We start from the raw sequence: 22,794 nt of genomic DNA, 5'->3' as shown, positions 1-22,794 counted from the left end.
GACCTGCGGGGGGTGCAGGGGCCTGCGGCGTCGTGTACACGGATCTCACTGTGATCCGGGTACCGGCGCCGCAGGCTTGTCCCCGTCCGGCGGCGCGGCCTCCAGGAGCAGCGCCGCCTCCTCCGCCTCGCGCACCGCGATCCCCTCCCGGTTGTCGTAGGAGATGAACTTCGGCAGCAGCGCCGAGATCGCGACCGTGCCGACGACGCACAGCACCCCGCCGGTCACCACCGAGCCGGTCACCCCGACGAGTTTCGCCGCGATCCCGGACTCGACCTGCCCGAGGGTGGGCCCCGAGGAGTACGAGATCACCTCGATGCCGGCGAGCCGGCCGCGCAGCCGGTCGGGGATGGTCTGACCCCACATGGTGCTCCGGAACAGGCCGGAGACCATGTCGGCCCAGCCGGCCAGGGCCAGGAACAACAGCGCCAGCCAGAGCGCCTCGGACAGCCCGAAGCCGATGATCGCCAGCCCCCATCCGGCCGCCGCGAGCGCGACCGCGAGGCCGTGCCGGTGGATCCGTTCGGCCCAGCGGGAGGTCAGGGAGGCGACGAGCGCGCCCAGGGCGGGGGCCGAGTAGAGCAGGCCGAGGACGCCGGGGCCGCCGAGTTTGAGGGCCAGGGCCGGGAAGAGGGCGGTGGGCATGCCGAAGAACATGGCGTTCATGTCGATCAGGTACGTGCCCATCAGTTCCTGGCGGCTCCGCGCGTACCGCAGGCCGGTCACCACGGTGCGCAGGCTGGGGCGCTCGGCGGCCTCGGGCGGGGCGACCGCGCGCACCAGGAGCAGGCAGACCAGGGAGAACGCGTAGGTGGCGAGGTCGACCGCGTACACCCAGGGGATGGGGACGGTGGCGATCAGCAGGCCCGCGACGGCAGGCCCGGCGAGCATCGCGGCCGTCGTCGCGGTGGACTTCAGGGAGATCGCGGCGGGCAGCTTCTCGGGGGTGACCAGCCGGGGGATGATCGAGTCGAGGGCGGGGCGCTGGATGCCGGCGACGCCCGCCGTGAGCCCGGCGAACACGTAGAGCACCCAGAGCTGGGGCGCGCCGGACAGCGAGTTGAGCATCAGGACGCCGACCAGGACGGCGAAGGCCAGTTCGCTGTAGAGGACGAGTTTGCGGCGGTCGACGTAGTCGGCGAGCGCGCCGCCCACGAAGGCCATGAACAGGAGGGGTACCAGCTCACACAGCCCCATCAGCCCGACGGCGAACACGTCGTGGGTGATCTCGTACAGCTGGTACGGGACCGTCACGTGCGTGATCATCGCGCCGAGGAAGGTGACGCTCCGGGCGCTGAACACGAGCCGGAAGTCGCGGAAGTCGCGCAGGGGGCTCAGGTCCGGGACCCAGCGTCTGATATTCACGGGCCCCAGCATTCTCCCCGGTCACGGACCGGTCGACCGATTTCCGGGTGCGACTGGTCACAAGATGAAGGGGTTTCGGGACACGGGCGTTCCGGATGATGGATGCTTTCAGCGAGCAAGTGTTTCGGCGTGCGCGAAGGAGTCGCATGAAGCCCCCCAATCCCTCTGACGAGATCCTCGGTCAGATCGGACTGTTCTTCCGCAGGTCCCAGGCCCTCTTCCAGTTGATCAAGCCGCAGGACGACGGACTGGAACGGCCGGCGTACATCCTGCTCGGCATGATCGACACCGACGGCCCGCTGCGGCTGACCGCCCTGGCGGGTCTCGCGCAGCTCAACCTGTCGACGATCAGCCGCCAGGTGGCCGCGCTGGAGGCCGCCGGGATGGTCGAGCGGGACGCCGACCCGGCCGACGGGCGGGCCAGCCTGGTCCGGGTCAGCGAGCAGGGCCACGCGGTCCTGGAGCACAACCGGAGCAGGTGGCGGGGCGAGATCTCCTCGATGCTCAGTGACTGGAACGAGACCGAACGGGCCGAGTTCGCCCGGCTGTTCACGCAGTTGAACCAAGCGATGGCCGCGCGTTGCGCCGTGGAGGAACAGTGACAGTGAACGTACAACTCAGCCCGAAACAGATCTGGACGTTGATGTCCGGGCTCATGCTCGGCATGCTGCTCGCGGCGCTCGACCAGATGATCGTCGGCACGGCGTTGCCCACCATCGTCGGGCAGCTCGGCGGTCTGAACCACTACTCGTGGGTGGTGACCGCGTACCTGCTGGCGTCGACCGCCTCGACCCCGCTGTACGGCAAGATCTCCGACCTGTACGGCCGCCGGCCGCTGCTGCTGTTCGCGATCGTCACGTTCCTGATCGGTTCGCTGCTCGCCGGCCTGTCCCAGAACATGATCCAGTTGATCCTGTTCCGCGGGATCCAGGGCCTGGGCGCCGGCGGCCTGATGACGCTGGCCTTCACGATCATCTCCGATGTCGTCCCGCCCCGGGAGCGCGGCCGGTACCAGGGCCTGTTCGGCGCGGTGTTCGGCCTGTCCAGCGTCGCGGGCCCGCTGCTGGGCGGCTACTTCGCCGACCACAACTGGCGGTGGATCTTCTACATCAACCTGCCGATCGGCCTGGTCGCGCTGTTCATGATCGACCGGCTGCTGCGCCGGGTGCCGTTCAAGCGCCAGGACCACAGGATCGACTACCTGGGTGCGGGGCTGCTCGTGGCCAGCGTGGTCGCGCTGCTGCTCGCCACGTCCTGGGGCGGCAAGGAGTACGCGTGGGGCTCGCCGACGATCATCGGCCTCTTCACCGCCGGCGCCGTACTCGCCGCCGCGTTCCTGTACGCCGAGACCCGGGCCAGTGAGCCGATCCTGCCGTTGCGCCTGTTCGGGACGCTGACGTTCTCGATCTCGAACCTGGCCGCGTTCGTCCTCGGCGTCGGCATGTTCGGCGGCATCATCTACATCCCGATGTACCTGCAGATCGTCAAGGGCTACACCCCCACCGAGTCGGGGCTCCAGATGCTGCCCATGATGGCCGGCATCATCCTCACCTCGATCGTGGCCGGTCAGGCGATCAGCAAGATCGGCAAGTACAAGTGGTTCATCGTCGGCGGCACCGTCACGATGACCGCCGGGTTGGGCCTGTTCACCCAGCTCCAGGTGGCCACCCCGCTGTGGCAGACCGCGATCTACATGGCGATCGTCGGCATCGGGCTGGGCCTGTGCATGCAGCCGCTGGTGCTGGCCGTGCAGAACGCCGTGGCCCCCAAGGACCTGGGCGTGGCGACCTCCACCTCGACGTTCTCCCGCTCGCTGGGCGGCTCGTTCGGGGTGGCGATCCTCGGCGCGGTGCTGTCCACGAAGCTCGCCGACTGGATGGCCGAGCTGTTGCCGAAGGCGATGGTCCAGCTGCCGCCCGAGCAGGCCGCGGCCCTGAAGGACAAGGACATGGCCAGCCTGCTGACCTCGCCGCAGGAGATCGCGCAGCTGCCCGCCGCGGTCAAGGGCGCGATCCAGGACTCCTTCGTGAACTCGCTGCACACGGTCTTCTGGATCGCGGCGGCCGTGTCCCTGGTGGCCGTGGTGATCTCGCTGTTCCTGCCGGACAAGACGCTCAAGGGCGCGCCGACCCCGGAGGCCGCGGAGGCCCTGGCGGAGTCGAACGCGCTGTAGCCGCATGCCGACCGCCCCCGCCCGCCGCACGGTGGCGCGGGGGCGGTTCGCTGTAGAAAGCCAGGTCAACAGCCATTTTCTGACTACGGGGTGCCGGCCGACCCGAACCCACGACGGCCGGACCGCCCTGGACGGACCCGTCGCGTCGGGAACCGTGGCGTCGCACGCCCGTTCGGGTCCCCGCCGAGCTGGCGGCGGGTCAGGCCGGGCCGGCCTTCGCCTTCTGCCGGGCGTAGTAGGCGCGGGCGCGGTTGCGGTCGCCGCAGTCCTTCGTGTCGCACCAGCGGCGGTTCCGCCTCGGCGACGTGTCCAGGTAGACCCAGCCGCACTTGACGTCCTCGCACTGGTGCAGCCGGTCGAGGTCCTCGCGCCGGGTCAGGTCCACCAACCCGCGGACGATGCGGTCCCGGGGCAGGCGGAGGTCGGCCTCCCGGTCCCGCCACCCCCAGCGGTCGCCGGTGCGGACCAGGTCGGCCGCCGCGATCGCCGCCCGGTACAGCTCCGCGAGGTGCCCGGCGGCCCCGGGGTCGTCCTCGAAGAGCGCCGCGTAGACCCGTTCGCGGGCCGTCAGGACCAGGAGCCGTTCCCGCTCGGCGCGGGCGTCGTCCCGGGCGGCCAGGGCGCTCAGGGCCACGGCCTCGTCCGCGCCGAGCAGCCCGGACTCGGCGCACCAGTCGAGCACGTCGGCGTAGGTCGCCAGCTTCTCCACGCGTTCGGCCCCGCCGAGGCGCCAATCGACGGTGTTCACCAGGTCGAGCATGCGGTCGCCCGCGATGTGGCCGAACTTCACGAGTACCCCTCTCATGGGTGAATGAATTATTGCATGTGAGGTGATCACGTGGCATGCTCATGCCTGATCAGGCAATAACCCATGAGGAGGAGGTCCTATGCCCGCCCCACGCGGCTCGTTCGCGGCGCTCTGGGCGTCCCAGGCGTCCTCGAATCTGGCCGACGGGCTGCTCCAGGCCGCCGCGCCGCTGCTCGTCGCCACCCTGACCCGGGACCCGCTCGCGGTGGCGGGGATGACGGTGGTGCAGTTCCTGCCCTGGCTGGTCGCGACCCTCCCCGCCGGCGCGCTCGCCGACCGGATGGACCGCCGCCGGATCCTCACCGCCGGCAACTGGCTGCGCGCGGCCGGGTTCGCGCTGCTCGCGGTGGCCCTGGCGAACGGTGGGCGGCACGTCGCCCTGCTCTACGCCGCCGTCTTCCTCGCCGGTTGCGCCGAGACGCTGGTCGACAACGCCGCCCTGACCATCCCGCCCCGGCTCCTGCCCCGGGAGCGGCTCGAACGCGCCAACGGCCGGCTGTTCGCCACCCAGTCCGTCATCAACACGTTCGTCGGCCCGCCCGCCGGGGCCGCGTTGTTCGCGCTGGCGGCGTCGGCGGCCTTCTACACCGGCGCGGTCGCGTTCGCCCTGGCCGGCGCGGCGGCCCTGCTGCTGCCCGCGCTCCGGCCGACCGAGGGGGAACGGGAACGGCGCCGGGCGACCCCGACCAGCGTCGGCCAGGACATCCGCTCCGGCTGGGCGCACTTCTGGCGGCACGACCTGCTCCGCCGGGTCGCCTTCATCTCGGCGGCGATCAACTTCTTCGGCGCGGCCACCGGCGGGCTGCTCGTCCTGCTGGTCACCGGCCCGTACCAGGTGCCCACCTCCCGCTACGGCCTGTTCATCGCCGTCCCCGCCGCCGGTGCGATCGCCGGCTCGCTGCTCGCCGAGCACGTCGTGCCCCGGATCGGCGGCGGCCCCACCACCTGGCTCGCCGCCCTCGCCCCGGCCGCCAGCTACGCCCTCCTCGGCCTGGGCCACGACACGCCCCTCGCCCTGGCCGGCATGTTCGGCGCCGCCGTGGCCACCGCGATGAACCAGATCGTCGTCAGCACCCTGCGCCAGGCGGCGGTCCCCGACGCACTCCTCGGCCGGGTCACCGCCGCCTACCGGCTGGTCGTCCTGGGCGTCGTGCCGTTCGGCGCCCTCGCCGGGGGCCTGCTCGGCCGGGGAGTCGGCATCCGGGCCACCTTCGTCGCGGCGGCCGTCGGGCTCGCGCTCGCCGCGCTCCCGCTCGCCTCCCGGGTCACCACCCGCGCCCTCCGCGACGCCGAGACGGGCCTACCCCGGCGCGAGGTCCAGCCGCACCCCTGAGCCGGATGGCACCGCCACCACGAAGAGCCAGGTCAAAGGCTACTTTTCAAGTACGAGGTGCCGGCCGACCCGACCACCCGGGGGTCGGCTCTCAGCCCTGCCAGAGGGACAGCATCATCGACTCGACGGCGATCCGGGGCTTGACGTTCGCGTCGATCGCCTCCCGGCACGCGAGGACCGCCTCCAGCCGGCGCAGCGTCGACTCCGGCGTCCACCGTTCGGCGGCGGCCCGCGCCATGTCCGCCCGGTCCGCGTGGATCGGCCGGGCCGGGGACTTCAGCGTCAGGGCGAGCACGTCGCGGTACAGGCCGGCGAGGTCCATCAGCGCCCGGTCGAGGGCGTCGCGCTGGGCCCGGGTGGCCCGGGACTTCTGCCGGCGTTCGAGATCCTTGAGGATGCCGGCCGAGCCACGGACCGCCCCGCCGGACCCCTTGCCCGTACCCCCCGCGCCCAGTGCCATCTCCAGCTCGGCCTTCTCCTTCACCGACAGCTCGGCGACGGACGCGGCGGCCTCGGCCTCGGACGCGGAGATCAGGGTCGCGGCGGCGTCGAAGGCCGCGCTGATGTTGGTGAGCCGGCGCGGCAGGCCCAGGACCTCCTCGCGGCGGGCGCGGGCCTCCGGGTCCCGGGCGAGGCGGCGGGCCCGCCCCACGTGGCCCTGGGCGGCCGCCGCGGCCCACTGGGCGTCGGCGGGGGCGATGCCGTCGCGTTCGACGAGTACCCGGGCGATGGACTCGATGTTCGGGGTGCCCAGGGCGACCACCCGGCACCGGGAGCGGATCGTCACGGAGATGTCGTCGGGGTGCGTGGACGGCGTACACAGCAGGAAGACCGTCCGGGGTGGAGGTTCCTCGATCGCCTTGAGCAGCGCGTTGCCAGCCGCCTCGGTGAGCCGGTCGGCGTCCTCGACGAGGAGCACCTGCCAGCGGCCCCCGGTCGGGGAGCTGGCGGCGCGCAGGACGAGGGCGCGCATCTCGCTGACCGCGATCGACAGCCCCTCGGGGACCACGAACCGCACGTCGGCGTGCGTCCCACCGAGCACGGTGTGGCAGGCGGGACAGGTGCCGCAGCCGCCGTCGGGACACTGGAGCGCGGCGGCGAACGCCCGGGCGGCCACGGACCGGCCGGAGCCGGGCGGGCCGGTGAACAGCCAGGCGTGGGTCATGGCGCCGGCCGGCACCTGTTCGCCGCGCACGATGGCGTCGGCGGCCAGGGCGGCGCGGCGCAGGGTGACGACGGCGTCGTCCTGCCCGGCCAGGTCGGCCCAGACGTCAGACATGGGCCGCTTCCCGGACGAGGAGCGCGTCCACCCGGTCCCGGATCTCCAGCGCGATCTTCTCCGGGTCTCCGGTGCCGTCGATGACCAGGTAGTTGGCGGCGTCGGCCCCGGCGAGGTCGAGGAACGCGTACCGGACCCGCTCGTGGAACGCCAGGGACTCCGACTCGATCCGGTCGGCCCCGCTGCGCGCCTTGGCCCGGGTCAGCCCGACCGCCGGGTCGAGGTCGATCAGGATGGTCAGGTCGGGCTTGAGCGCGCCGGTCGCCCAGGTGGACAGCCAGCTGATCTCGTCGGTGGCCATGGTGCGGCCGGCGCCCTGGTACGCGAGCGAGGAGTCCACGTACCGGTCGCTGATCACGACCTTGCCCTCGGTGAGCGCGGGCCGGAGCACCTCGGAGACGTGCTGGGCCCGGTCTGCCGCGTACAGCAGGGCCTCGGCGCGCGGCGAGATGTCGTCCTTGCCGTCGAGGACCAGGCCCCGGATCCGCATGCCGATGTCGGTGGCCCCGGGTTCGCGGGTGACGACGGGTTCGGAGCCCCGGAGGCGCAGCCAGGCGGCGAGCTTGACGACCTGGGTGGACTTGCCGACCCCCTCGCCGCCCTCGAACACGATGAACAGGCCCTTGCCGGGGTCGGGTTCGCCGATGCTGAGCGGCCGGCGGGTGAGCGCGCCCCAGATGTCGCCGAGGACCGGTACCCCCCGGCGGTCGTCCATCTGGCGGAAGGCCATCACCCCGGCGAGCGCGCCGACGATGCCGGCGGCGGCGAGCAGGATCCGGGTGAAGGAGATGTGCGCGCCGAAGATGAGCCGGGTGCCGCCGAAGCCGGCCAGGGTGGCCGACAGGGAGATGCTGAGCATGAGCACGACCCGCACGGCGGTCCAGATGAAGCCGAAGACCCGGCCCCGGACCTCGTCGCCGATCTCGGTGCCGAGCATCGTGGTACCGGCGAGGAAGGCCATGCCGGCCCCGGAGCCGACGAGCAGCGCGCCGAACACGGCGATGGCCAGGTGCGGGGAGATGGCGAGCAGGAACACGGCGCAGCTGGCCATCACGATGCTCGCGCCGAACCAGCGCTTGCGGGACAGGGTGCCGATGATCCGGGGGCCGAGGGCGATCCCGACCGCGAGGCCGATGAACAGCGAGCCGAACAGCATGCCGAACGAGGCGTCGCCGCCGCCCAGGGACTCGGCGTAGAACGGGCCGGCGCCGATGACCACGCCCGCGCCGGCGAACGCGCCGAGCATGCCGAAGACGAGGCCCCGGACGAGCGGGGTGCGGCCCACGTACCGCCAGCCGTCGAGGAACTGGGTGAGCACGCCCTCGCCCTTGGCCTGCCGGGCGCTGCGGCCGCTGATCTCCTTGATCCCGAAGAACACGGTCACGGCGGCGGCGAGGAAGGTGAGCGCGTTGAAGTACAGCGCGATGTTCGACGAGGAGGCCCAGGTGTTCGCCTGGTCCTTGAGCAGCGAGGACACCACGATGATCGTGAGCGCGGCGGACACCGGGGCGACGCCGTAGGTCATGACGAGGCTGAGCTGGTTGGCCCGTTCGAGCTTGCCCTTGGGCAGCAGGTTCGGGACCGAGGCCTCCTTGGCGGGGGCCCAGATCATGCCGACCGCCTCGATCAGGAACGTGGCGATCGCGGCCCAGCTGATCGCGACCCCGGCGTTGTCGGCGATCGTGCCGACCAGCGGGATCGAGGCGAACAGGACAAACCGCAGAATATCGCAGACCACCATCGTGTACCGGCGGTCGAAACGGTCCGCGAACACGCCCGCGATCGGGCCGAGCACGAGGGCCGGGAGCAGCCGGATGGCGATCACGCCACCGAAGGCGGCGCCCTTGGCCGCCGAGGAGTTGACCTGGGCGGTGGCGAAGATGGCGGTGGCCATGAGTCCGAGCCAGTCCCCGAAGGAGGAGAGGCTGAGGACGAGCCAGAGACGACGGAACGGCCGGATTCGCAGAATCGCGCGGACGTCGGCTCCGCTGGACAGATCGACCTGCGCGCTGATGACGAATCCCCCAACTCGAACGCCTGATACTGCCGATCACTGTATAACTGTTGGCCGTCGGACTCGGTGGCACCATCAATGTGAGCGAGTTTCGCGTTAAGCTGGGCCATGCCTGCGCGCTATGACCTAGCGACCACCGATCTCGACCCGCCGTTCGCGGTGGTCGACTCCGCCGCCTTCGACGCCAACGCCGCCGCCATGCTCCAGCGGGCGGGCGGCAAGCCGATCCGTGTCGCCAGCAAGTCGGTCCGCTGTCGGCCCCTCATCCAACGAGCCCTGGCCCTCCCCGGGTACGCGGGGGTCATGGCCTTCACCCTCGCCGAGGCGCTCTGGCTCGCCGAGACGGGCACCAGCGACGACATCCTGGTCGCGTACCCGACGGCCGACCGGGGCGGGCTCGCCGACCTGGTCAAGCACGCCGACAAGATCACGCTGATGGTCGACGACCCCGCACAGCTTGACCTGATCGACGCCGTCGTGGCACCGGGCGCGCGGCCCGACTTCCGACTCTGTCTGGAACTCGACGCGTCCTGGCGGCCGTTCGGGGCGCACATCGGGGTCCGGCGCTCGCCCCTGCACAGCGCCGCCGCGCTCGGGGAGTTCGCCGGGCGGATCGCCGCGCGCCGGGGCTTCACCCTGGTCGGCATCATGGCGTACGAGGCCCAGATCGCCGGGCTCGGCGACGCCCAGCCGGGCCGGCGCGCCTACAGCCGGGTGATCCGGTTCATCCAGCGCCGGTCCGTCGCCGAGTTGGCCGAGCGCCGGGCGGCGGCCGTCGCGGCGGTGCGCCGGCACGCGGAGCTGGAGTTCGTCAACGGCGGCGGCACCGGCAGCCTGCACCTGACCACGGCCGAGGACGCCGTCACCGAGCTGACCGCCGGCAGCGGCCTGTTCGGCCCGACCCTCTTCGACGGGTACTCCGCCTGGCAGCCCCGCCCGGCCGCCCTCTTCGCACTGTCCGTGGTCCGCCGCCCCGCCCCGGGCATCGCGACCGTGCTCGGCGGCGGCTGGATCGCCTCCGGTCCGGCGCACGGCAGCCGCCTGCCCAGCCCGTACCTGCCGAAGGGTCTTGCCCTGAGTGGTTCCGAGGGGGCCGGTGAGGTACAGACGCCGCTGCACGGGCCCGGGGCCGACGCGCTGCGGGTCGGGGACCGGGTGTGGTTCCGGCACGCGAAGGCCGGGGAGCTGTGCGAGCACGTCAACGAGCTGCACGTGGTGGAGGGGGACCGGGTGGTGGACGTGTTCCCCACCTATCGGGGCGAGGGGAAGGCGTTCCTCTAGGCGGTGACCACCGACCCGGCCGGGACGCCCAGCGCCGCGTAGAGGGCGTCGGCCGCCGCGCGGAACCGGGCCGCCTCCGCCGGGTCCGGGGCGCACCGGGCCGCGCCCGCCAGCGCGTCCGCCTCCGAGGAACGGGCCCCGCAGCCCCTGGCGAGCCCCACGGCGGCCTCGTGGTGCACCAGGGCCGCCGGGTGCCGGCCCACCGCCTCCAGGGCCAGGCCGAGCCCGTGGTGGGCGTTCATCAGGCCGCCGGGTGACCCGAGGTCCACGGCGAGGGCCACGGTGCCCCGGAACCGGGCCACCGCGTCGTCCCTGCGGCCCTCGCGGTGGTCGAGCAGGCCCAGGATGTTGAGGGTCTCCAGCTCGGCGACCCGGCTGCCCAGTTCGCGGTGCACGGCCAGGGCCTCGTCGAGGTGTCGGCGGGCGGTCGCCCCGTCGCCCCGGTTCGTGGCGGCCAGCCCGAGGTTGTTCAGCGCCACGCCCACCCCGCCCCGGTCGCCGGTCTCCCGGTACACCTCCAGGGCCCGTTCCAGGTGCTCGACCGCCTCCGGGATCCGGCCGGCCTGCCGGTGCACGATCGCGAGGTTGTTCAGGGTGTCGCCCTCACCGGTCCGGAAGCCGCTCGCGCGGTGGATCGCCAGCGCCCGGTCGTAGCAGTCCAGCGCCGCCGGCCACTCGCCCAGCCACTCGTGCACGAGGCCGATGTTGCCGAGTACCGCGCCCTCGGCGGCCAGGTCCCCCACCTCCCGGCCGAGGGCGAGCGCCCGGCGGAACTGGTCGAGCGCCTCCTCCGGTCGGGACAGCTGGTTGGCGAGCATGCCGAGCCCGTGTCTCGTCGCGCCCTCGCCGGCCCGGTCGCCGGTCTCCACCCGGACGGCCAGCGCGCGGGTCAGGTCCGCGCCCGCCTCGTCGTGCCGGCCCAGGCGGACCAGCGCGATCCCCCGGTCGTGCAGGGCCGCCGCCTCGGCGCGCGGGTCGGCCGCCGCCCGGGCCGCGTCGAGGGCCAGGCCGTGCACGTCGAGCATGTCGGCGTACCGGCCCCGGGTGTACAGGTGCCGGTGCAGGGTGCCCGACAGGGTCGCCAGGTGCCCGGACCACGGGCCCCGGGCGGCGAGCCGGACGGCCGCGAGCAGGTTGCCGAGTTCCGCGTCGAGCCAGGCCCGGGCGGCGTCGGGCCCCGCGAACGCCTCGGTGGGCACGGTCGGCTCGACGGCCTTGGGGCGGCGGTGCGCCTCGTACGGGTACACCAGGTCCATCGCCACCGACGCCGTGTACGCCTGCTGGTCGAGCAGCCGGGCCACCGCTGCGGGCCGCTCGTCGAGCCCGGCCGCCAGTTCGTGGGCGTACCCGCGCAGCAGGTCGTGGGACGCGTACCGGCCCGGGGACACCTCGTGGATCAGGTGCGCGCGCAGCAGGGCGCCGAGCAGGGCCCGGGGCGGGGCGTCGGCGAGCGCGCCGAGCGCGTACCCGTCGAAGTGTCTTCCCGGGTGCAGCCCCAGCAGCCGGAACGCCCGGGCCGCCCCGGCGGACAGGTGCCGGTCGGACCAGGACAGCACCGCCCGGACGGCCGTCCGGGCGTCCCCGCCCGCGTCGAGCACGTCGAGCCGGTGCTGCACGTCCGCGAGCTCCCCGGCCAGCTCCGCCAGGGTGGTCGCCGGGGCGTCGGCCACCAGCTCGGCGGCGATCCGCAGCGCGAGGGGCAGCCGGGCGCACCGGTGCGCGAGGGTCTCGGCGGTACCGGGCTCGGCCTCGGCCCGGCTGCCGATCAGGGCACGCAGCAGGTCCACGGCGTCGGCGACCGGGAGCAGGTCCACGTCGACCCGGGTCGCGCCGTCCCGGGCCACCAGGCCGGCCAGCGCGTCCCGGCTGGTGACGAGCACCCCGCACGAGTCGCCGGGCAGCAGGGGCCGGACCTGGTCGGCGGAGTACGCGTTGTCGAGGACGACGAGCAGCCGGCGGCCGGCGAGCACCGTGCGGTACGCGCCGGTCAGGTCGCGGGGCGCCTCCGCGCCGAGGGCCTGCAGGAACTCGACCAGCACGTCCTCGGGCTGGCGGGGCTGGTCGGGGCCGTAGCCGCGCAGGTCCACGTACAGGCAGCCGTCGGGGAACTGTTCGCGGGCCCGGTGCGCCCAGTGCAGGGCGAGGGCCGTCTTGCCGACTCCGGCGGTGCCGCTGAGGACGGTGAGGGTGATGGGCGCGCGCGGGGTGGGTGATGGGCGCATCGCGGTGTCGAGCTGGGTCAGTTCCGGGGTGCGGCCGGTGAAGACCGCCGGGGCGGGCGGGAGCTGCCAGGGGCGGCCGGTACCCGGGCGGGCCGGTGCCATGGACAGCCCCGGATCCGAGCGCAGGATCCGGCAGTGCAGCTCCCGGCTGGCCGGCCCCGGCTCGACCCCCAGTTCGTCGGCCAGCAGCCGGTACAGCCGCTGGTAGGTCTCCAGGGCCTCCGCCTGCCGGCCGCACCGGTACAGGGCGAGCATCAGCTGGCCCCACCGGCGTTCGCGCAGCTCGTGGCCCGCGATCAGGGTCGGCAGCTGGCAGGCCAGGTCCGCGTGCTGGGCGAGCGCGAGCCGGGCGTCGATCGCGTCCTCGGTGACGTCGAGCCGCCGGTCCTCCAGGAGGCGCGCCTCGGCGGCCACCGCCCCGGGGACCTCCAGCCCGGCCAGCACCGGCCCCCGCCACAGGGCCGAGGCGCGGCCGAGCCGGTCGGCGGCCGACCCGTACCCGCCGTCGGCCAGGTGTTGGCGGCCCTCGGCGGCCAGGGCCTCGAAGCGCAGCACGTCCAGGCCGAGGGTGCCGACCCGCAGCAGGTACCCGCCGCGCACGGCCTCCACCCGGGGATCGGCGGGCTCCGCGCCGGGCAGCAGCCGGCGGAGTTCGGCCACATAGGACCGCAGGTTGGCCCGGGCCGAACGCGGCGGGGCCCCGTCCCACAGCGCCTCCACGATCGTGTCGGTGGACAGCGGGAGGTTGGCGCGCAACGCGAGCATGCCGAGCAGCACCCTGGTCAGCCGCCGCCGGGGCGCGGTCGTGGAGCGCCCTTCCCGGATCTCCAGCACCCCGAGGACACGCAGCTCCACTGTGGTCTCCCGTCGCCGTCGGCATGCACACGCACGTGTGTGCGCGGCTGTGTGCCGAGTGGGGCAACTATGCAACCCAGCTCCGCCCAGTACCCAGGAAATGAGGTCTCATGTTGAAGCGCATTCTCATGACGCTGGCCGCCGCCGCGGTCGCGTTCGTCACGCTGGCCCCGTCCGCCGCGCAGGCCGACGTCTGGTGGTTGCAGTACTCGAACAAGGCCACCGGCCTGTGCATCGACGTCAAGGACCGCTCGACGGCCAACGGCGCGATCGTGCAGGAGTTCGGCTGCAAGGTCCCCAACTCCAGCGGCTCGGGCAACCAGCAGTTCACGTTCCAGTCCTCCGGTGCCGGCGTGCAGATCGTGGCCCAGCACAGCGGCAAGTGCCTCGACCTGGCGAACTGGTCCACGGCCGACGGCGGCACGGTCCAGCAGTGGGCGTGCTCGGGCGGCGCGAACCAGCAGTGGAAGGTGCAGTACCACAGCGCCAACCCGAACGGCACCACCAACTACATGATCAAGAACGTGAACAGCGGCAAGTGCCTCAACCACTCCAACTCGGGTACGGCGCTCTACCAGCTGACCTGCAACAGCGCGAGCACCCAGCAGGTCTGGAAGGAGCACTTCCGCGAGTCGAGCTGCACCACCTGCCTGACGGCCACCCGCGAGCACTGACCGTCCGGGGCGGGCCCACCCGGCCCGCCCCTCCGCCGCGCCATGGTCTGGCCAATCACGACAGCCGCACCGCCTGGCGGACGTACTCCACGAACATCGCAAGGCTTGAAGGGCTTTGGAAATCGTGGGGTACGAACACGTGGGTCACCATGAGCCGGTCGACCTGGGCGCGGGTGATGACCGGCGCACAGCCTGCCGGGGCGCCCGGGCCCCCGCTGATCCCGAACCGGCCGCGCGGGTCACGGAAGATGAGTGCGTCCAGGTCTCCCGGGCCGTATTCGGCGACGAGGCCGACCACGCACATGGACAAATGGTTGCGCTGGTCGTCGGAAAGTTCGAGCATGGATACAGCCCTCCGGGGTCAGAAGGGACCTCCTTCCGATGTGGACGCGCCGCCCGGCGGGGTCGGCAGGACGCGGTCCGGCCGGCGATGTCGTCGACCGGGTGCGCTGGCGCAGAGAGAAGCCTGTCAGTCGGGGAGCCCGGAGGGCCACGGTCCGGGCGCGCGTAGGTGTTCCTACCTGTTCCTTGCCGGTGGGTCTGCGGCCTTTGTGCGGAAGAATGTGAGTCCATGGCAACTGTTGGCGGCATCTTGAAAGCTGAACGTCAGCGGGCTGGTGGCCAGATCAAGGCCATGGCCAGCCGTTGCGGGGTCAGCCGGAGCTACCTGGCCAACATGGAAGACGGCCGCAGGCCGGTCACCCGGCGGATCGTCGCCATCTACGGAGAGGTGTACCCGGACATGATGCGACGCAGAGAAGTCATCGCGTTCCTGGCGGCGGCAGCCACCGTCACCCCGGCGGTCCTGGCCCTGGACCTGGAGGCCGCTCTGGCCTCCGAGGCGACCGGGCTGCGCGGCCTCGACGACTGGCGGCAGGTTCTGTCCACCCGCGCCACGGACTACATGTCCATCGCCAAAGTGCCCACCGTCCGCGCCGGCCTGTTCGGCGACCTAACGATCCTGCGTTCGGGCAGGTCCACGCCGCGCCACCTGGAACTCACGTCCCGGTTCGCCACCCTGTTCGGGCAGACCTCGCCGACGTCGACCGGCCCGCAGAACGCGATCGGCTGGTTCGAACGCGGCATCGCGCACGCCGACGCCTCCGGGGACAACGCCGCCCAGGTGTGGTCCCGCGCCCGCGCCGCCCAGGTGCTGGAGAGCACCCCGGAGCTGCACCCACGGGCCCTGCGATGGGCCGAGGAGGCCGTCGCGGTGGCCCAGCAGCCCACCACCGGCCTGGTCTGGGCGCACCTGACCCGGGCCGCCCTCGGCGCCCGCGACGACCGGGAGCTGTCAGGCGAGCTCGACGCCGCCGACCGGGCGCTGGCCGTCTCCGGCTCCGACTCCGCCGGCAGCGACTACGACATCGCCTACTGGCGACACCAGGTCAGCGTCTCCGGCATCCTCGCCGGGCTCGGCCACCCCCGCGCGGCCGCCGTCACGGACAAGGCCGAGGCGGTCCTCCCCGCGGGGCACGCCCGTTACGCGGTGCACCTGCAACTGCACCGGGCCGCCATCGAGCACGACGCGGGCGACCGGGCCGGTGCCCGGCAGCGCGCCCGCGAGGCCTACGACAGGCTTCCCGCCGACCAGCGCAGCCTGTCCATGCGGACGTTCCTCGGCGAGCTGGCCGGCGAGCACCGCCCCCACCGCCCGATCGTGCTCAAACGCCGCTGGTAGCGGTCGGACTCCCGTGGCGGAGCCCCGGACGGCCGGGCTGTCCGGGGCTCAGGAGCTAGACGTGCTTCGCCAGGTACTCGCGGATCATCGCCTTGCCCTCGGCCAGCACCTCGGGATCCCCGTTCGGGTCGCGCCGGAACGCCAACTTGATCAGCGCGTCGCCGGTCTCCACGGCCACCGCCAGCTGGAGCTCGGGCGGGTTCACCCCGAACCGGTCCGCGAGCAGCCCGCCGAGCCGCGCCGCGATGGCCGCGTTGTTGTCGAGCTCCGGGTCGAGCAGGTGCACGTCGACCACGTCGCCGAAGTGCAGGGTGCGGAACCCGGGCAGGTCGCGGCGCAGGGCGATGTACTCCTCGATGACCGCGTCCACGCCGTCCCACCAGTGCACGACCGTCTCGGCGGCGAACCGCTCGCCGATCCGGCGCAGGTACTCCCCGAGGTTGCGTTCCGTGAGCGCCTGGACCAGGGCCCGCTTGTCCGGGAAGAACTGGTAGACCGAGCCGATCGCGACCTCCGCGCGCTCCGCGACGAGGGTGGTGGTGAGGTCCTCGTAACCGAGCTCGTCGACCAGGGCGGCGCAGGCGTCCAGCATCCGCTCGACGCGCGCGGCGCTCCGCTCCTGCACCGGCAGTCGGCGCAGTGGCCCGCTGCGTACCTGATTAACCGCCATGTCCTAGTGCCTCCGTGTCCGTACACTAACCGTCTGCACATCATGCCCGATTCGTCCCAGCGAACTGGAGCCGTCCCCCTCCGGCCCCTTGACGTGGGGCAGACATGAAGAGTACTCACGTCACATGCAGGAATGGCGGAACTGGGCCGGCAACCAGCGCGAGACCGCGGCAAGGGCGGTTACCCCGGGCTCTCGGGACGAGCTTATCGATGCCATCAAGGCCTTCGATGGTCCGATAAAAGCGCTCGGCTCCGGGCACTCCTTCAGCGCGGCGGCCGTCACGACGGGACTCCGGCTGTCCCTCGACGGGTTCGCCGACCTGATCCGGATCGAGAACGACCTGGTCACCGTGGGTGCGGGCATGCCGCTGCACGTGCTCAACCCCCTGCTGGCCTCCCACGGCCTGGCCCTGCCCAACCTGGGCGACATCGACGCCCAGACGATCGCGGGGGCCATTTCGACGGGTACCCACGGGACGGGTTCCCGACTCGGCGGCCTGGCCACGTTCGTGGAGGCCGTGGAGCTGGTCACCGGCACCGGGGAGGTCCGCAGGTTCACGAAGGGCGGGCCCGGGTTCGACGGGGCCGTCGTCGGGGTCGGCGCGCTCGGGGTGCTCACCGAGGTCACACTCCGCTGCTGCCCGGCGTTCGTCCTGCACGCCACCGAGGGCCCGGTCCCCCTGGCCGACGTCCTCGCCGGGTACGAGGACCTGTTCGCCGCCAACGACCACTTCGAGTTCTACTGGTTCCCGTACACCGACCGCGCGCTCACCAAGGCCAACAACCGGGTCGAGCGCGACGACCGGCCGCTCGGCGGGTTCAAGAGCTGGCTGGAGGACGACTTCCTGTCCAACACCGCGTTCGACGGGCTGTGCCGGGTCGGGCGGGCCGCGCCGGGACTCGTGCCGTCGATCACCCGGCTGTCGGCGCGGGTGCTGTCCGCGCGCGAGTTCACCGGGGCCTCGCACCGGGTGTTCTGCTCGCCGCGCCGGGTGCGGTTCGTGGAGATGGAGTACAGCTTCCCGCGCGCCGTGCTCCGGGAGGCGTTCGCCGGGCTCCAGCGGGTGATCGCGGGGCTGCCCTACAACATCGTGTTCCCGGTCGAGGTGCGGTGCGCGGCGGCCGACGAGCTGTGGCTGTCGCCGTCCTATGGCCGCGACTCGTGCTACATCGCGATCCACCAGTACCTGGGGATGCCGTACGAGGAGTACTTCCGGGAGTTCGAGCGGATGGCGCTGGACCTCGGGGGGCGGCCGCACTGGGGGAAGATGAACTACCGGACGGCCGAGGACCTGCGGCCGGCCTATCCCCGGTTCGACGAGTTCCTGGGGCTGCGCGAGGAGCTGGACCCGGGGCGGCGGTTCGCGAACGCGTACACGGAAAAGGTGTTCGGGATCTAGGTCTTCCGGCCCCGAGGGGCCGTCGGAACAGGGCCTGGGGAGGCCTCGGAAAGGTGCCGCCGTCCGGCGCGGGCGGCGGCACCTCCCCGAAGGGTCTACTCGGCCGAGGCCGCCGCCTTCGCGGCCTTCTTCGCGGCGGCCATCGCGGCCTTCACCGCCAGGTTGGCCTTCTGCGTCTCGGTCAGCTCCTTGACCGGGGCCGCCGCCTTCTTGGCGGGAGCCTTCTTCGCAGCCGTGGTCTTCTTCGCGGCCGTCGTCTTCTTGGCCGCCGCCGCCTTCTTCGCGGTCGGGGCGTCGGCCTTCTTCGTCGCGGCCTTCTTGGTCGCCTTCTTCTTCACCGGCCCGGCCGCCCGCTTCTCGGCGAGCATCTCCGAAGCCTTCTCGATCGTCAGCTCCTCGACCGTGTCACCCCGGCGCAGCGACGCGTTGTACTCGCCGTCCGTCACGTACGGCCCGAACCGGCCGTCCTTGATGACCAGCGGGTTCTGGGTGACCGGGTCCGGACCCATCTCCCGCAGTGGCGGCTTGGCGGCACCCCGGGCGGCCCGCGTCTTCGGCTGGGCCAGGATCGCCAGCGCCTCGTCCAGGGTGATCGTGAAGATCTGCTCCTCGGTCTCGATCGACCGCGAGTCCGTGCCGCGCTTGATGTACGGCCCGTAGCGGCCCGAGGTGGCGACGATCTCCTCGCCCTCCGGGTCCTTGCCGACCACGCGCGGCAGCGTCAGGAGCTGCACCGCCTCGTCGAACGTGACCGTCTCCGGGGACTGCGTCTTGAACAGCGACGCCGACTTCTCCCCGCTGGAGATGTACGGACCGTAGCGGCCCGTCTTCACCAGGATCGGCTCGCCGGTCTCCGGGTGCGGCCCGAGGTCGCGCTCACCGTTACCGCCGATGAACAGCTCCTCGACCTTCTCCCGGGTCAGCTCGTCGGGGGCCACCCCCTCCGGGATGGCGGCGCGGGCCTCGGCGTCCTCACCCTTCTGCAGGTACGGACCGTAGCGGCCGACCCGGACGACCACGTCGTCGAACAGTGGGATGGAGTTGACGGCGCGCGCGTCGATCTCGGTCAGGTTCTCCGTGACCATCTTCTGCAGGCCGCCGGAGCGGGCCACCGAACCCTCGGGGCCGTCCTCGCCGCCGAAGTAGAACCCGCGCAGGAAGTCGACGGACGCGGACTCGCCGCCCGCGATCTGGTCGAGCTCGTCTTCCATCGAGGCCGTGAAGTTGTAGTCCACCAGGCGCGGGTAGTACTGCTCCAGGAGCTGGATCACCGCGAACGCCGTGAAGGACGGGATGAGGGCCTGGCCCTTCTTGAAGACGTACTCCCGGTCCTGGATCGTCTGGATCGTCGGGGTGTACGTCGACGGGCGGCCGACGCCCAGCTCCTCCATCGCCTTGATCAGCGAGGCCTCCGTGTACCGCGACGGCGGCTGGGTGGTGTGCCCGGTGGGGGTCAGCGCGTCGGCCCGCAGCTGGTCGCCCTTGACCAGCACCGGCAGCCGGCTCTCCTGGTCCTCGGACTCCTCGTTCTCGTCGTCGGTGGACTCGACGTACGCCTTCAGGAAGCCCGGGTCCGTGATCGTCTTGCCGGACGCGGTGAAGTCGCAGACCTCGCCGCTCGTCGTGCTCGCCTTGATCCGGACCGAGGTCGAGTTGCCGATCGCGTCGGTCATCTGGGACGCGATCGTGCGCCGCCAGATCAGCTCGTAGAGCTTCAGCTCGTCGACCGGCATCTCCTTGGCCACGTCGCCCGGGGTGCGGAACGCGTCACCGGCCGGTCGGATGGCCTCGTGGGCCTCCTGGGCGTTCTTGGCCTTCTTCGTGTACAACCGGGGCTGCGGGGGCACGAACCGGTCACCGTACAGCTCGCGGACCTGCTGGCGGGCCGCGTTGAGCGCCGTCTGCGACAGGTTCGTCGAGTCGGTACGCATGTAGGTGATGTAACCGTTCTCGTACAGCCGCTGGGCCACCCGCATCGTCTGCTGCGAGGAGTACCGCAGCTTCCGCGACGCCTCCTGCTGCAGGGTGGAGGTGATGAACGGCGCGTAGGGCTTGCGCCGGTACGGCTTCTCCTCGACCCGGTCCACCACGAAGTCGCGGCCCTCCAGGCGGGCCGCCAGACCCCGGGCGCCCTGCTCGTCGAGGTGCACGACCTGGGTGCCGACCCGGACCTGGCCGGTCGCCGGGTCGAAGTCCTTGCCGGTCGCCGTCTTCACGCCGTCGAGGGCGTTGAGGGTCGCCGTGAACGCGCCCTTCTCCTTGCCGCCGACGAGCGCCGCCAGGATGTCCCAGTAGGTCGCGGCGTGGAAGGCCATCCGCTGCCGCTCGCGCTCCACCACGATCCGGGTGGCGATCGACTGGACCCGGCCCGCCGAGAGGCCGCGCTGGACCTTCTTCCAGAGGACGGCCGAGACGTCGTACCCGTAGAGGCGGTCCAGGATCCGGCGCGCCTCCTGGGCGTCGACCAGGTCCTTGTCCAGGTCGCGGAGGTTGTCCACCGCCGCGAGGATCGCCGGCTTGGTGATCTCGTTGAAGACCATCCGCCGGACGGGGATCTTGGGCTTGAGCGTCTCGATCAGGTGCCAGGCGATGGCCTCGCCCTCACGGTCGCCGTCTGTGGCGAGGTAGAGCTCGTCGGCGTCCTTGATCAGGGCTTTCAGCTTGGTGATCTGCTTCTTGCGGTCCGCGCTGATCACGTAGACCGGGGTGAAGTTGTCGTCGACGTTGACGCCCAGATACGCCCAGGGCTGCTTCTTGTACTCCTCGGGGAGGTCCTTCGTCCCGCGCGGCAGGTCCCGGACGTGTCCCAGACTCGACTCCACGACGTAGCCCGAGCCGAGGTAGCCCGCGATGATCTTGACCTTCGCCGCGGACTCGACGATGACCAGGCGGGTGCTTGTGGAACGAGGCACGGTACTCCAGTCCCCTAGTGCAGTAGGCAAGCCTTCTTGAGGCGGCGATCAATAGTTAAACGTAACGCGCCGACCGAACGGCCAGTTGCGCAGGTGGCGATTTGGCCCCTCATTCGCCCTCGAACCTGCTCATATGACCGTAATTTCAAAATTTTTCGGGGTACTCAGCGCCGCTCCGGCCACTCCTCAGCCGGCGCCCCGCGCGGAGCGGGCCCCACCAGCTCGGCCAGCCGGCTCATCCGGCGCCGCCCCACGATCCGGTACGCCGGGCCGCCCGCCCGGGGCCCGACCAGCTCCGCCGGGAGCCCCGCCCGGGCGATCGCCGACCCCACCGCGCGCCAGGACCGCTCGTCCGTGGCGGCCAGCGGCAGGTGGTAGCTCCGGTTGTCCCCCGGACAGCCCGCCGCGATCACCCAGAGCCGCAGCTTGTGCCCGTCGAGCTCCAGGTCGGCCGGGGGCATCTTCACCGCGCCGCGCAGCCAGTTGCCCAGGGGGGCGAGCTCCTTGGAGTAGACCGTCCGGACGGAGATGTGCTCCTCCGCCGTCGTGGTGCGGTCGCCGCCCAGGCCCCGGGCCGCGTACTCCCCCGCCAGGGCCAGGGCGCGCCACTCGTCGGCCACCACGACCGAGACGCGGGCCGTGCCGCCCATCCGGACCAGCTGACCCGGGCCCGCCAGCAGACCGGCCAGGTCCAGGGGACTCCGGTCGGTCGACTCCGCCGCGAACAGGGACAGCTGATTCATCGAGAGCATCGTACGACTGTTCGGTGCTCCCGGGACATGCTCCTAGACTGTCCGGCATGGCCTCACGCAGCCGCGCAGCTCTGACCCTCGTCCTCCTGCTGACCGGGTGCGGGCTCCTCGCCGGCTGCGAGTCCCCCGTCGCGCCCGAGCGGTGGGCCGACTCGGTGTGCGTGTCCGTGCGCACCTGGCAGGTCAAGGTCGGCCAGCTCACCAAGAACGCCCAGGACAGCATGGCCACCGCCAAGAGTCCGCACGAGGCCCAGCAGAGCCTCCTGGGGCTACTCGGCGGGGCGGAGAGCGCCTCGGAGACCGCCAGGATCACCGTGTCCGGGGCGGGGGTGCCCGACGTGGACAAGGGGTCGCAGTTCTCCGACCAGCTCCTCAAGGCCATCGCCGCGGCCCGGGACGCCTACGGGAAGGCCCGGCGGACGATAGAGGGGCTGCCGACGGACGTGGACAAGCCGTTCTACGACGGGGTGACCACGGCGATGGAGACGTTGAAGCAGGAGTACCAGCCGGACTCCGCCGATCCGGCCAAGCTGGACTCGGCGGAGTTGAAGAAGGCGTTCACGACGGCGAAGAACTGCCAGTCCACGTCCTGACGGGCCGCCGGGCCGGGCGCGACGTCACGGACACCCTGTCACGGGGCCCTTGGCGGGTCAGGCCGTGGCGGTCTCCTGGTGGGTCAGGCCGTGACGGGTCCCCTGATGGGTCACGCCGTGACGGGTCTCCTGGCCAGCAGGTAGGCCCGGTTGCTCTGGTGCTCGGCCGGGTCGAGCGGCGTGCGCTCGACGGTGCTGACGATCTCCAGCCCCGCCCGGGACATGCCGCCCTGCTCGGCCGCCGGGTCCAGGAACCGGAACGTCAGGTCGACGCTCTCGCCCCACCAGGAGTCCATCGTCAGCGCCTCGCCGGCCAGGTGCTCGGCGTCGGACACGTGGAAAGCCACCAGCGCGTACCCGCCGGGCCGCAGCACCCGGGCGAACTCCCCGTACGCGCGGGCGCGGTCCTCGGCGTAGAGGTGGATGACGGTGTACAGGGCCGTCAGCGCGCTCAGCGAGCCCGACCGGAGCGGGAGCCGGGTGAGGTCGCCGGCGACCATCGGCAGCGCGTACCGCCCCGCGCCCGTGGCGCACATCCCCTGCGAGAGGTCCAGGCCGAACACGTCGGCCCCGTGGCCGCGCAGGAAGTCCGCGACGTGCCCGGGGCCCGCGCCCAGGTCGGCGACCGGGCCTGGACCCGCGAGTTCGAGGAGGGCGAGGAGGAGTCCCCGGTCCAGTGGCTTGCCGGCGAGTTCGTCACCGACCTCGTTTAGGTAGCGGGCGGCGACCTTGTCATAGCTGGGCGCAGTCACCCGACCAGGCTATCGGGGGCCGGGCCTCGGG

Annotated in this window: 18 protein-coding genes; 8 read left to right on the top strand and 10 right to left on the bottom strand. The window is 72.2% G+C overall.

Translation table 11 applies throughout. The features are described from left to right. Positions 1 to 45: 45 nt before the first annotated feature. The gene (locus tag AB0M43_RS15665; protein ID WP_363725056.1) at positions 46 to 1,365 is read right to left on the bottom strand and encodes an MFS transporter; all 1,320 of its coding nucleotides are present in this window, start codon (positions 1,363 to 1,365) and stop codon (positions 46 to 48) included. A gap of 146 nt (positions 1,366 to 1,511) precedes the next feature. On the opposite strand from AB0M43_RS15665, the gene AB0M43_RS15660 reads away from it, so the two are divergent. Together AB0M43_RS15660 and AB0M43_RS15655 are read left to right on the top strand one after the other, a co-directional pair. Beyond that, on the top strand, positions 1,512 to 1,967 hold the full coding sequence (locus AB0M43_RS15660) for a MarR family transcriptional regulator (protein ID WP_363725054.1): 456 nt from the start codon (positions 1,512 to 1,514) through the stop codon (positions 1,965 to 1,967). Next, on the top strand, positions 1,964 to 3,538 hold the full coding sequence (locus tag AB0M43_RS15655; RefSeq protein WP_363725052.1) for an MDR family MFS transporter: 1,575 nt from the start codon (positions 1,964 to 1,966) through the stop codon (positions 3,536 to 3,538). Before AB0M43_RS15660 ends, AB0M43_RS15655 begins: the two co-directional genes overlap by 4 nt. A 199-nt stretch (positions 3,539 to 3,737) precedes the next feature. On the opposite strand, the gene AB0M43_RS15650 is transcribed toward AB0M43_RS15655, so the two are convergent. Further along, complete coding sequence (locus AB0M43_RS15650; protein WP_363725051.1) at positions 3,738 to 4,343, bottom strand: CGNR zinc finger domain-containing protein; 606 nt, start codon at positions 4,341 to 4,343, stop codon at positions 3,738 to 3,740. 82 nt (positions 4,344 to 4,425) lie between these two features. Between AB0M43_RS15650 and AB0M43_RS15645 the strand changes: the two genes are divergently transcribed. Continuing rightward, positions 4,426 to 5,679: an MFS transporter gene (locus AB0M43_RS15645; RefSeq protein WP_363725049.1), complete on the top strand. Its 1,254-nt coding sequence runs from the start codon at positions 4,426 to 4,428 to the stop codon at positions 5,677 to 5,679. A gap of 91 nt (positions 5,680 to 5,770) precedes the next feature. On the opposite strand, the gene AB0M43_RS15640 is transcribed toward AB0M43_RS15645, so the two are convergent. Beyond that, positions 5,771 to 6,958 (bottom strand): DNA polymerase III subunit delta', encoded by a 1,188-nt coding sequence (locus tag AB0M43_RS15640; RefSeq protein WP_363725047.1) that lies wholly within the window; start codon positions 6,956 to 6,958, stop codon positions 5,771 to 5,773. Further along, entirely contained in the window at positions 6,951 to 8,954 is a 2,004-nt protein-coding gene (gene tmk / locus AB0M43_RS15635; protein WP_363725768.1) for a dTMP kinase, read from the bottom strand. Before tmk ends, AB0M43_RS15640 begins: the two co-directional genes overlap by 8 nt. Before the next feature lie 126 nt (positions 8,955 to 9,080). On the opposite strand from tmk, the gene AB0M43_RS15630 reads away from it, so the two are divergent. Continuing rightward, on the top strand, positions 9,081 to 10,253 hold the full coding sequence (locus AB0M43_RS15630; protein ID WP_363725045.1) for an amino acid deaminase/aldolase: 1,173 nt from the start codon (positions 9,081 to 9,083) through the stop codon (positions 10,251 to 10,253). Here AB0M43_RS15630 and AB0M43_RS15625 read toward each other — a convergent pair. Next, complete coding sequence (locus AB0M43_RS15625; RefSeq protein ID WP_363725043.1) at positions 10,250 to 13,330, bottom strand: BTAD domain-containing putative transcriptional regulator; 3,081 nt, start codon at positions 13,328 to 13,330, stop codon at positions 10,250 to 10,252. The two genes, AB0M43_RS15630 and AB0M43_RS15625, sit on opposite strands and share 4 nt — an antisense overlap. Before the next feature lie 110 nt (positions 13,331 to 13,440). Here AB0M43_RS15625 and AB0M43_RS15620 point away from each other — a divergent pair, with 110 nt between their 5' ends. Further along, complete coding sequence (locus AB0M43_RS15620; protein WP_363725041.1) at positions 13,441 to 14,004, top strand: RICIN domain-containing protein; 564 nt, start codon at positions 13,441 to 13,443, stop codon at positions 14,002 to 14,004. Between the two features lie 55 nt (positions 14,005 to 14,059). Here AB0M43_RS15620 and AB0M43_RS15615 read toward each other — a convergent pair whose 3' ends face one another. Continuing rightward, entirely contained in the window at positions 14,060 to 14,347 is a 288-nt protein-coding gene (locus tag AB0M43_RS15615; protein WP_363725040.1) for a hypothetical protein, read from the bottom strand. A 228-nt stretch (positions 14,348 to 14,575) separates the two neighbouring features. Here AB0M43_RS15615 and AB0M43_RS15610 point away from each other — a divergent pair, with 228 nt between their 5' ends. After that, on the top strand, positions 14,576 to 15,685 hold the full coding sequence (locus AB0M43_RS15610) for a helix-turn-helix transcriptional regulator (protein WP_363725038.1): 1,110 nt from the start codon (positions 14,576 to 14,578) through the stop codon (positions 15,683 to 15,685). 55 nt (positions 15,686 to 15,740) lie between these two features. Here AB0M43_RS15610 and AB0M43_RS15605 read toward each other — a convergent pair whose 3' ends face one another. After that, positions 15,741 to 16,277 carry a TetR/AcrR family transcriptional regulator gene (locus AB0M43_RS15605; RefSeq protein WP_363725766.1) on the bottom strand — a complete coding sequence of 179 codons (537 nt, stop codon included), beginning with the start codon at positions 16,275 to 16,277 and terminating at the stop codon, positions 15,741 to 15,743. A 202-nt stretch (positions 16,278 to 16,479) separates the two neighbouring features. Here AB0M43_RS15605 and AB0M43_RS15600 point away from each other — a divergent pair, with 202 nt between their 5' ends. Further along, a complete protein-coding gene (locus tag AB0M43_RS15600; protein WP_363725036.1) occupies positions 16,480 to 17,754 on the top strand; it encodes a D-arabinono-1,4-lactone oxidase in 1,275 nt (424 codons plus the stop codon). Between the two features lie 95 nt (positions 17,755 to 17,849). Here the strand turns inward: AB0M43_RS15600 and topA are convergent, their stop codons facing one another. Both topA and AB0M43_RS15590 read right to left on the bottom strand, forming a co-directional pair. Continuing rightward, on the bottom strand, positions 17,850 to 20,666 hold the full coding sequence (gene topA / locus AB0M43_RS15595; protein WP_363725034.1) for a type I DNA topoisomerase: 2,817 nt from the start codon (positions 20,664 to 20,666) through the stop codon (positions 17,850 to 17,852). 164 nt (positions 20,667 to 20,830) lie between these two features. After that, a complete protein-coding gene (locus AB0M43_RS15590; RefSeq protein WP_363725032.1) occupies positions 20,831 to 21,409 on the bottom strand; it encodes a hypothetical protein in 579 nt (192 codons plus the stop codon). A gap of 56 nt (positions 21,410 to 21,465) precedes the next feature. Between AB0M43_RS15590 and AB0M43_RS15585 the strand changes: the two genes are divergently transcribed. Next, positions 21,466 to 22,011 (top strand): hypothetical protein, encoded by a 546-nt coding sequence (locus tag AB0M43_RS15585; RefSeq protein WP_363725030.1) that lies wholly within the window; start codon positions 21,466 to 21,468, stop codon positions 22,009 to 22,011. A 110-nt stretch (positions 22,012 to 22,121) separates the two neighbouring features. Here AB0M43_RS15585 and AB0M43_RS15580 read toward each other — a convergent pair whose 3' ends face one another. Beyond that, a complete protein-coding gene (locus AB0M43_RS15580; RefSeq protein ID WP_363725028.1) occupies positions 22,122 to 22,763 on the bottom strand; it encodes a class I SAM-dependent methyltransferase in 642 nt (213 codons plus the stop codon). Positions 22,764 to 22,794: the final 31 nt, after the last annotated feature.

This window comes from Longispora sp. NPDC051575, assembly GCF_040681875.1.
In the GTDB taxonomy this organism is placed as follows: domain Bacteria; phylum Actinomycetota; class Actinomycetes; order Mycobacteriales; family Micromonosporaceae; genus Longispora.
The sequence above is the reverse complement of the archived record's forward strand: the minus strand, read 5'-3'. Positions and strand labels throughout refer to the sequence as shown.

Bases quoted from the DNA above. Each gene is read 5' to 3' on its own strand.
- AB0M43_RS15660 (WP_363725054.1), top strand. From the start codon at position 1,512: ATGAAGCCCCCCAATCCCTCTGACGAGATCCTCGGTCAGATCGGACTG.
- AB0M43_RS15650 (WP_363725051.1), bottom strand. From the start codon at position 4,343: ATGAGAGGGGTACTCGTGAAGTTCGGCCACATCGCGGGCGACCGCATG.
- AB0M43_RS15645 (WP_363725049.1), top strand. From the start codon at position 4,426: ATGCCCGCCCCACGCGGCTCGTTCGCGGCGCTCTGGGCGTCCCAGGCG.
- AB0M43_RS15640 (WP_363725047.1), bottom strand. From the start codon at position 6,958: ATGTCTGACGTCTGGGCCGACCTGGCCGGGCAGGACGACGCCGTCGTC.
- AB0M43_RS15630 (WP_363725045.1), top strand. From the start codon at position 9,081: ATGCCTGCGCGCTATGACCTAGCGACCACCGATCTCGACCCGCCGTTC.
- AB0M43_RS15620 (WP_363725041.1), top strand. From the start codon at position 13,441: ATGTTGAAGCGCATTCTCATGACGCTGGCCGCCGCCGCGGTCGCGTTC.
- AB0M43_RS15615 (WP_363725040.1), bottom strand. From the start codon at position 14,347: ATGCTCGAACTTTCCGACGACCAGCGCAACCATTTGTCCATGTGCGTG.
- AB0M43_RS15610 (WP_363725038.1), top strand. From the start codon at position 14,576: ATGGCAACTGTTGGCGGCATCTTGAAAGCTGAACGTCAGCGGGCTGGT.
- AB0M43_RS15605 (WP_363725766.1), bottom strand. From the start codon at position 16,277: ATGCTGGACGCCTGCGCCGCCCTGGTCGACGAGCTCGGTTACGAGGAC.
- AB0M43_RS15600 (WP_363725036.1), top strand. From the start codon at position 16,480: ATGCAGGAATGGCGGAACTGGGCCGGCAACCAGCGCGAGACCGCGGCA.
- AB0M43_RS15590 (WP_363725032.1), bottom strand. From the start codon at position 21,409: ATGAATCAGCTGTCCCTGTTCGCGGCGGAGTCGACCGACCGGAGTCCC.
- AB0M43_RS15585 (WP_363725030.1), top strand. From the start codon at position 21,466: ATGGCCTCACGCAGCCGCGCAGCTCTGACCCTCGTCCTCCTGCTGACC.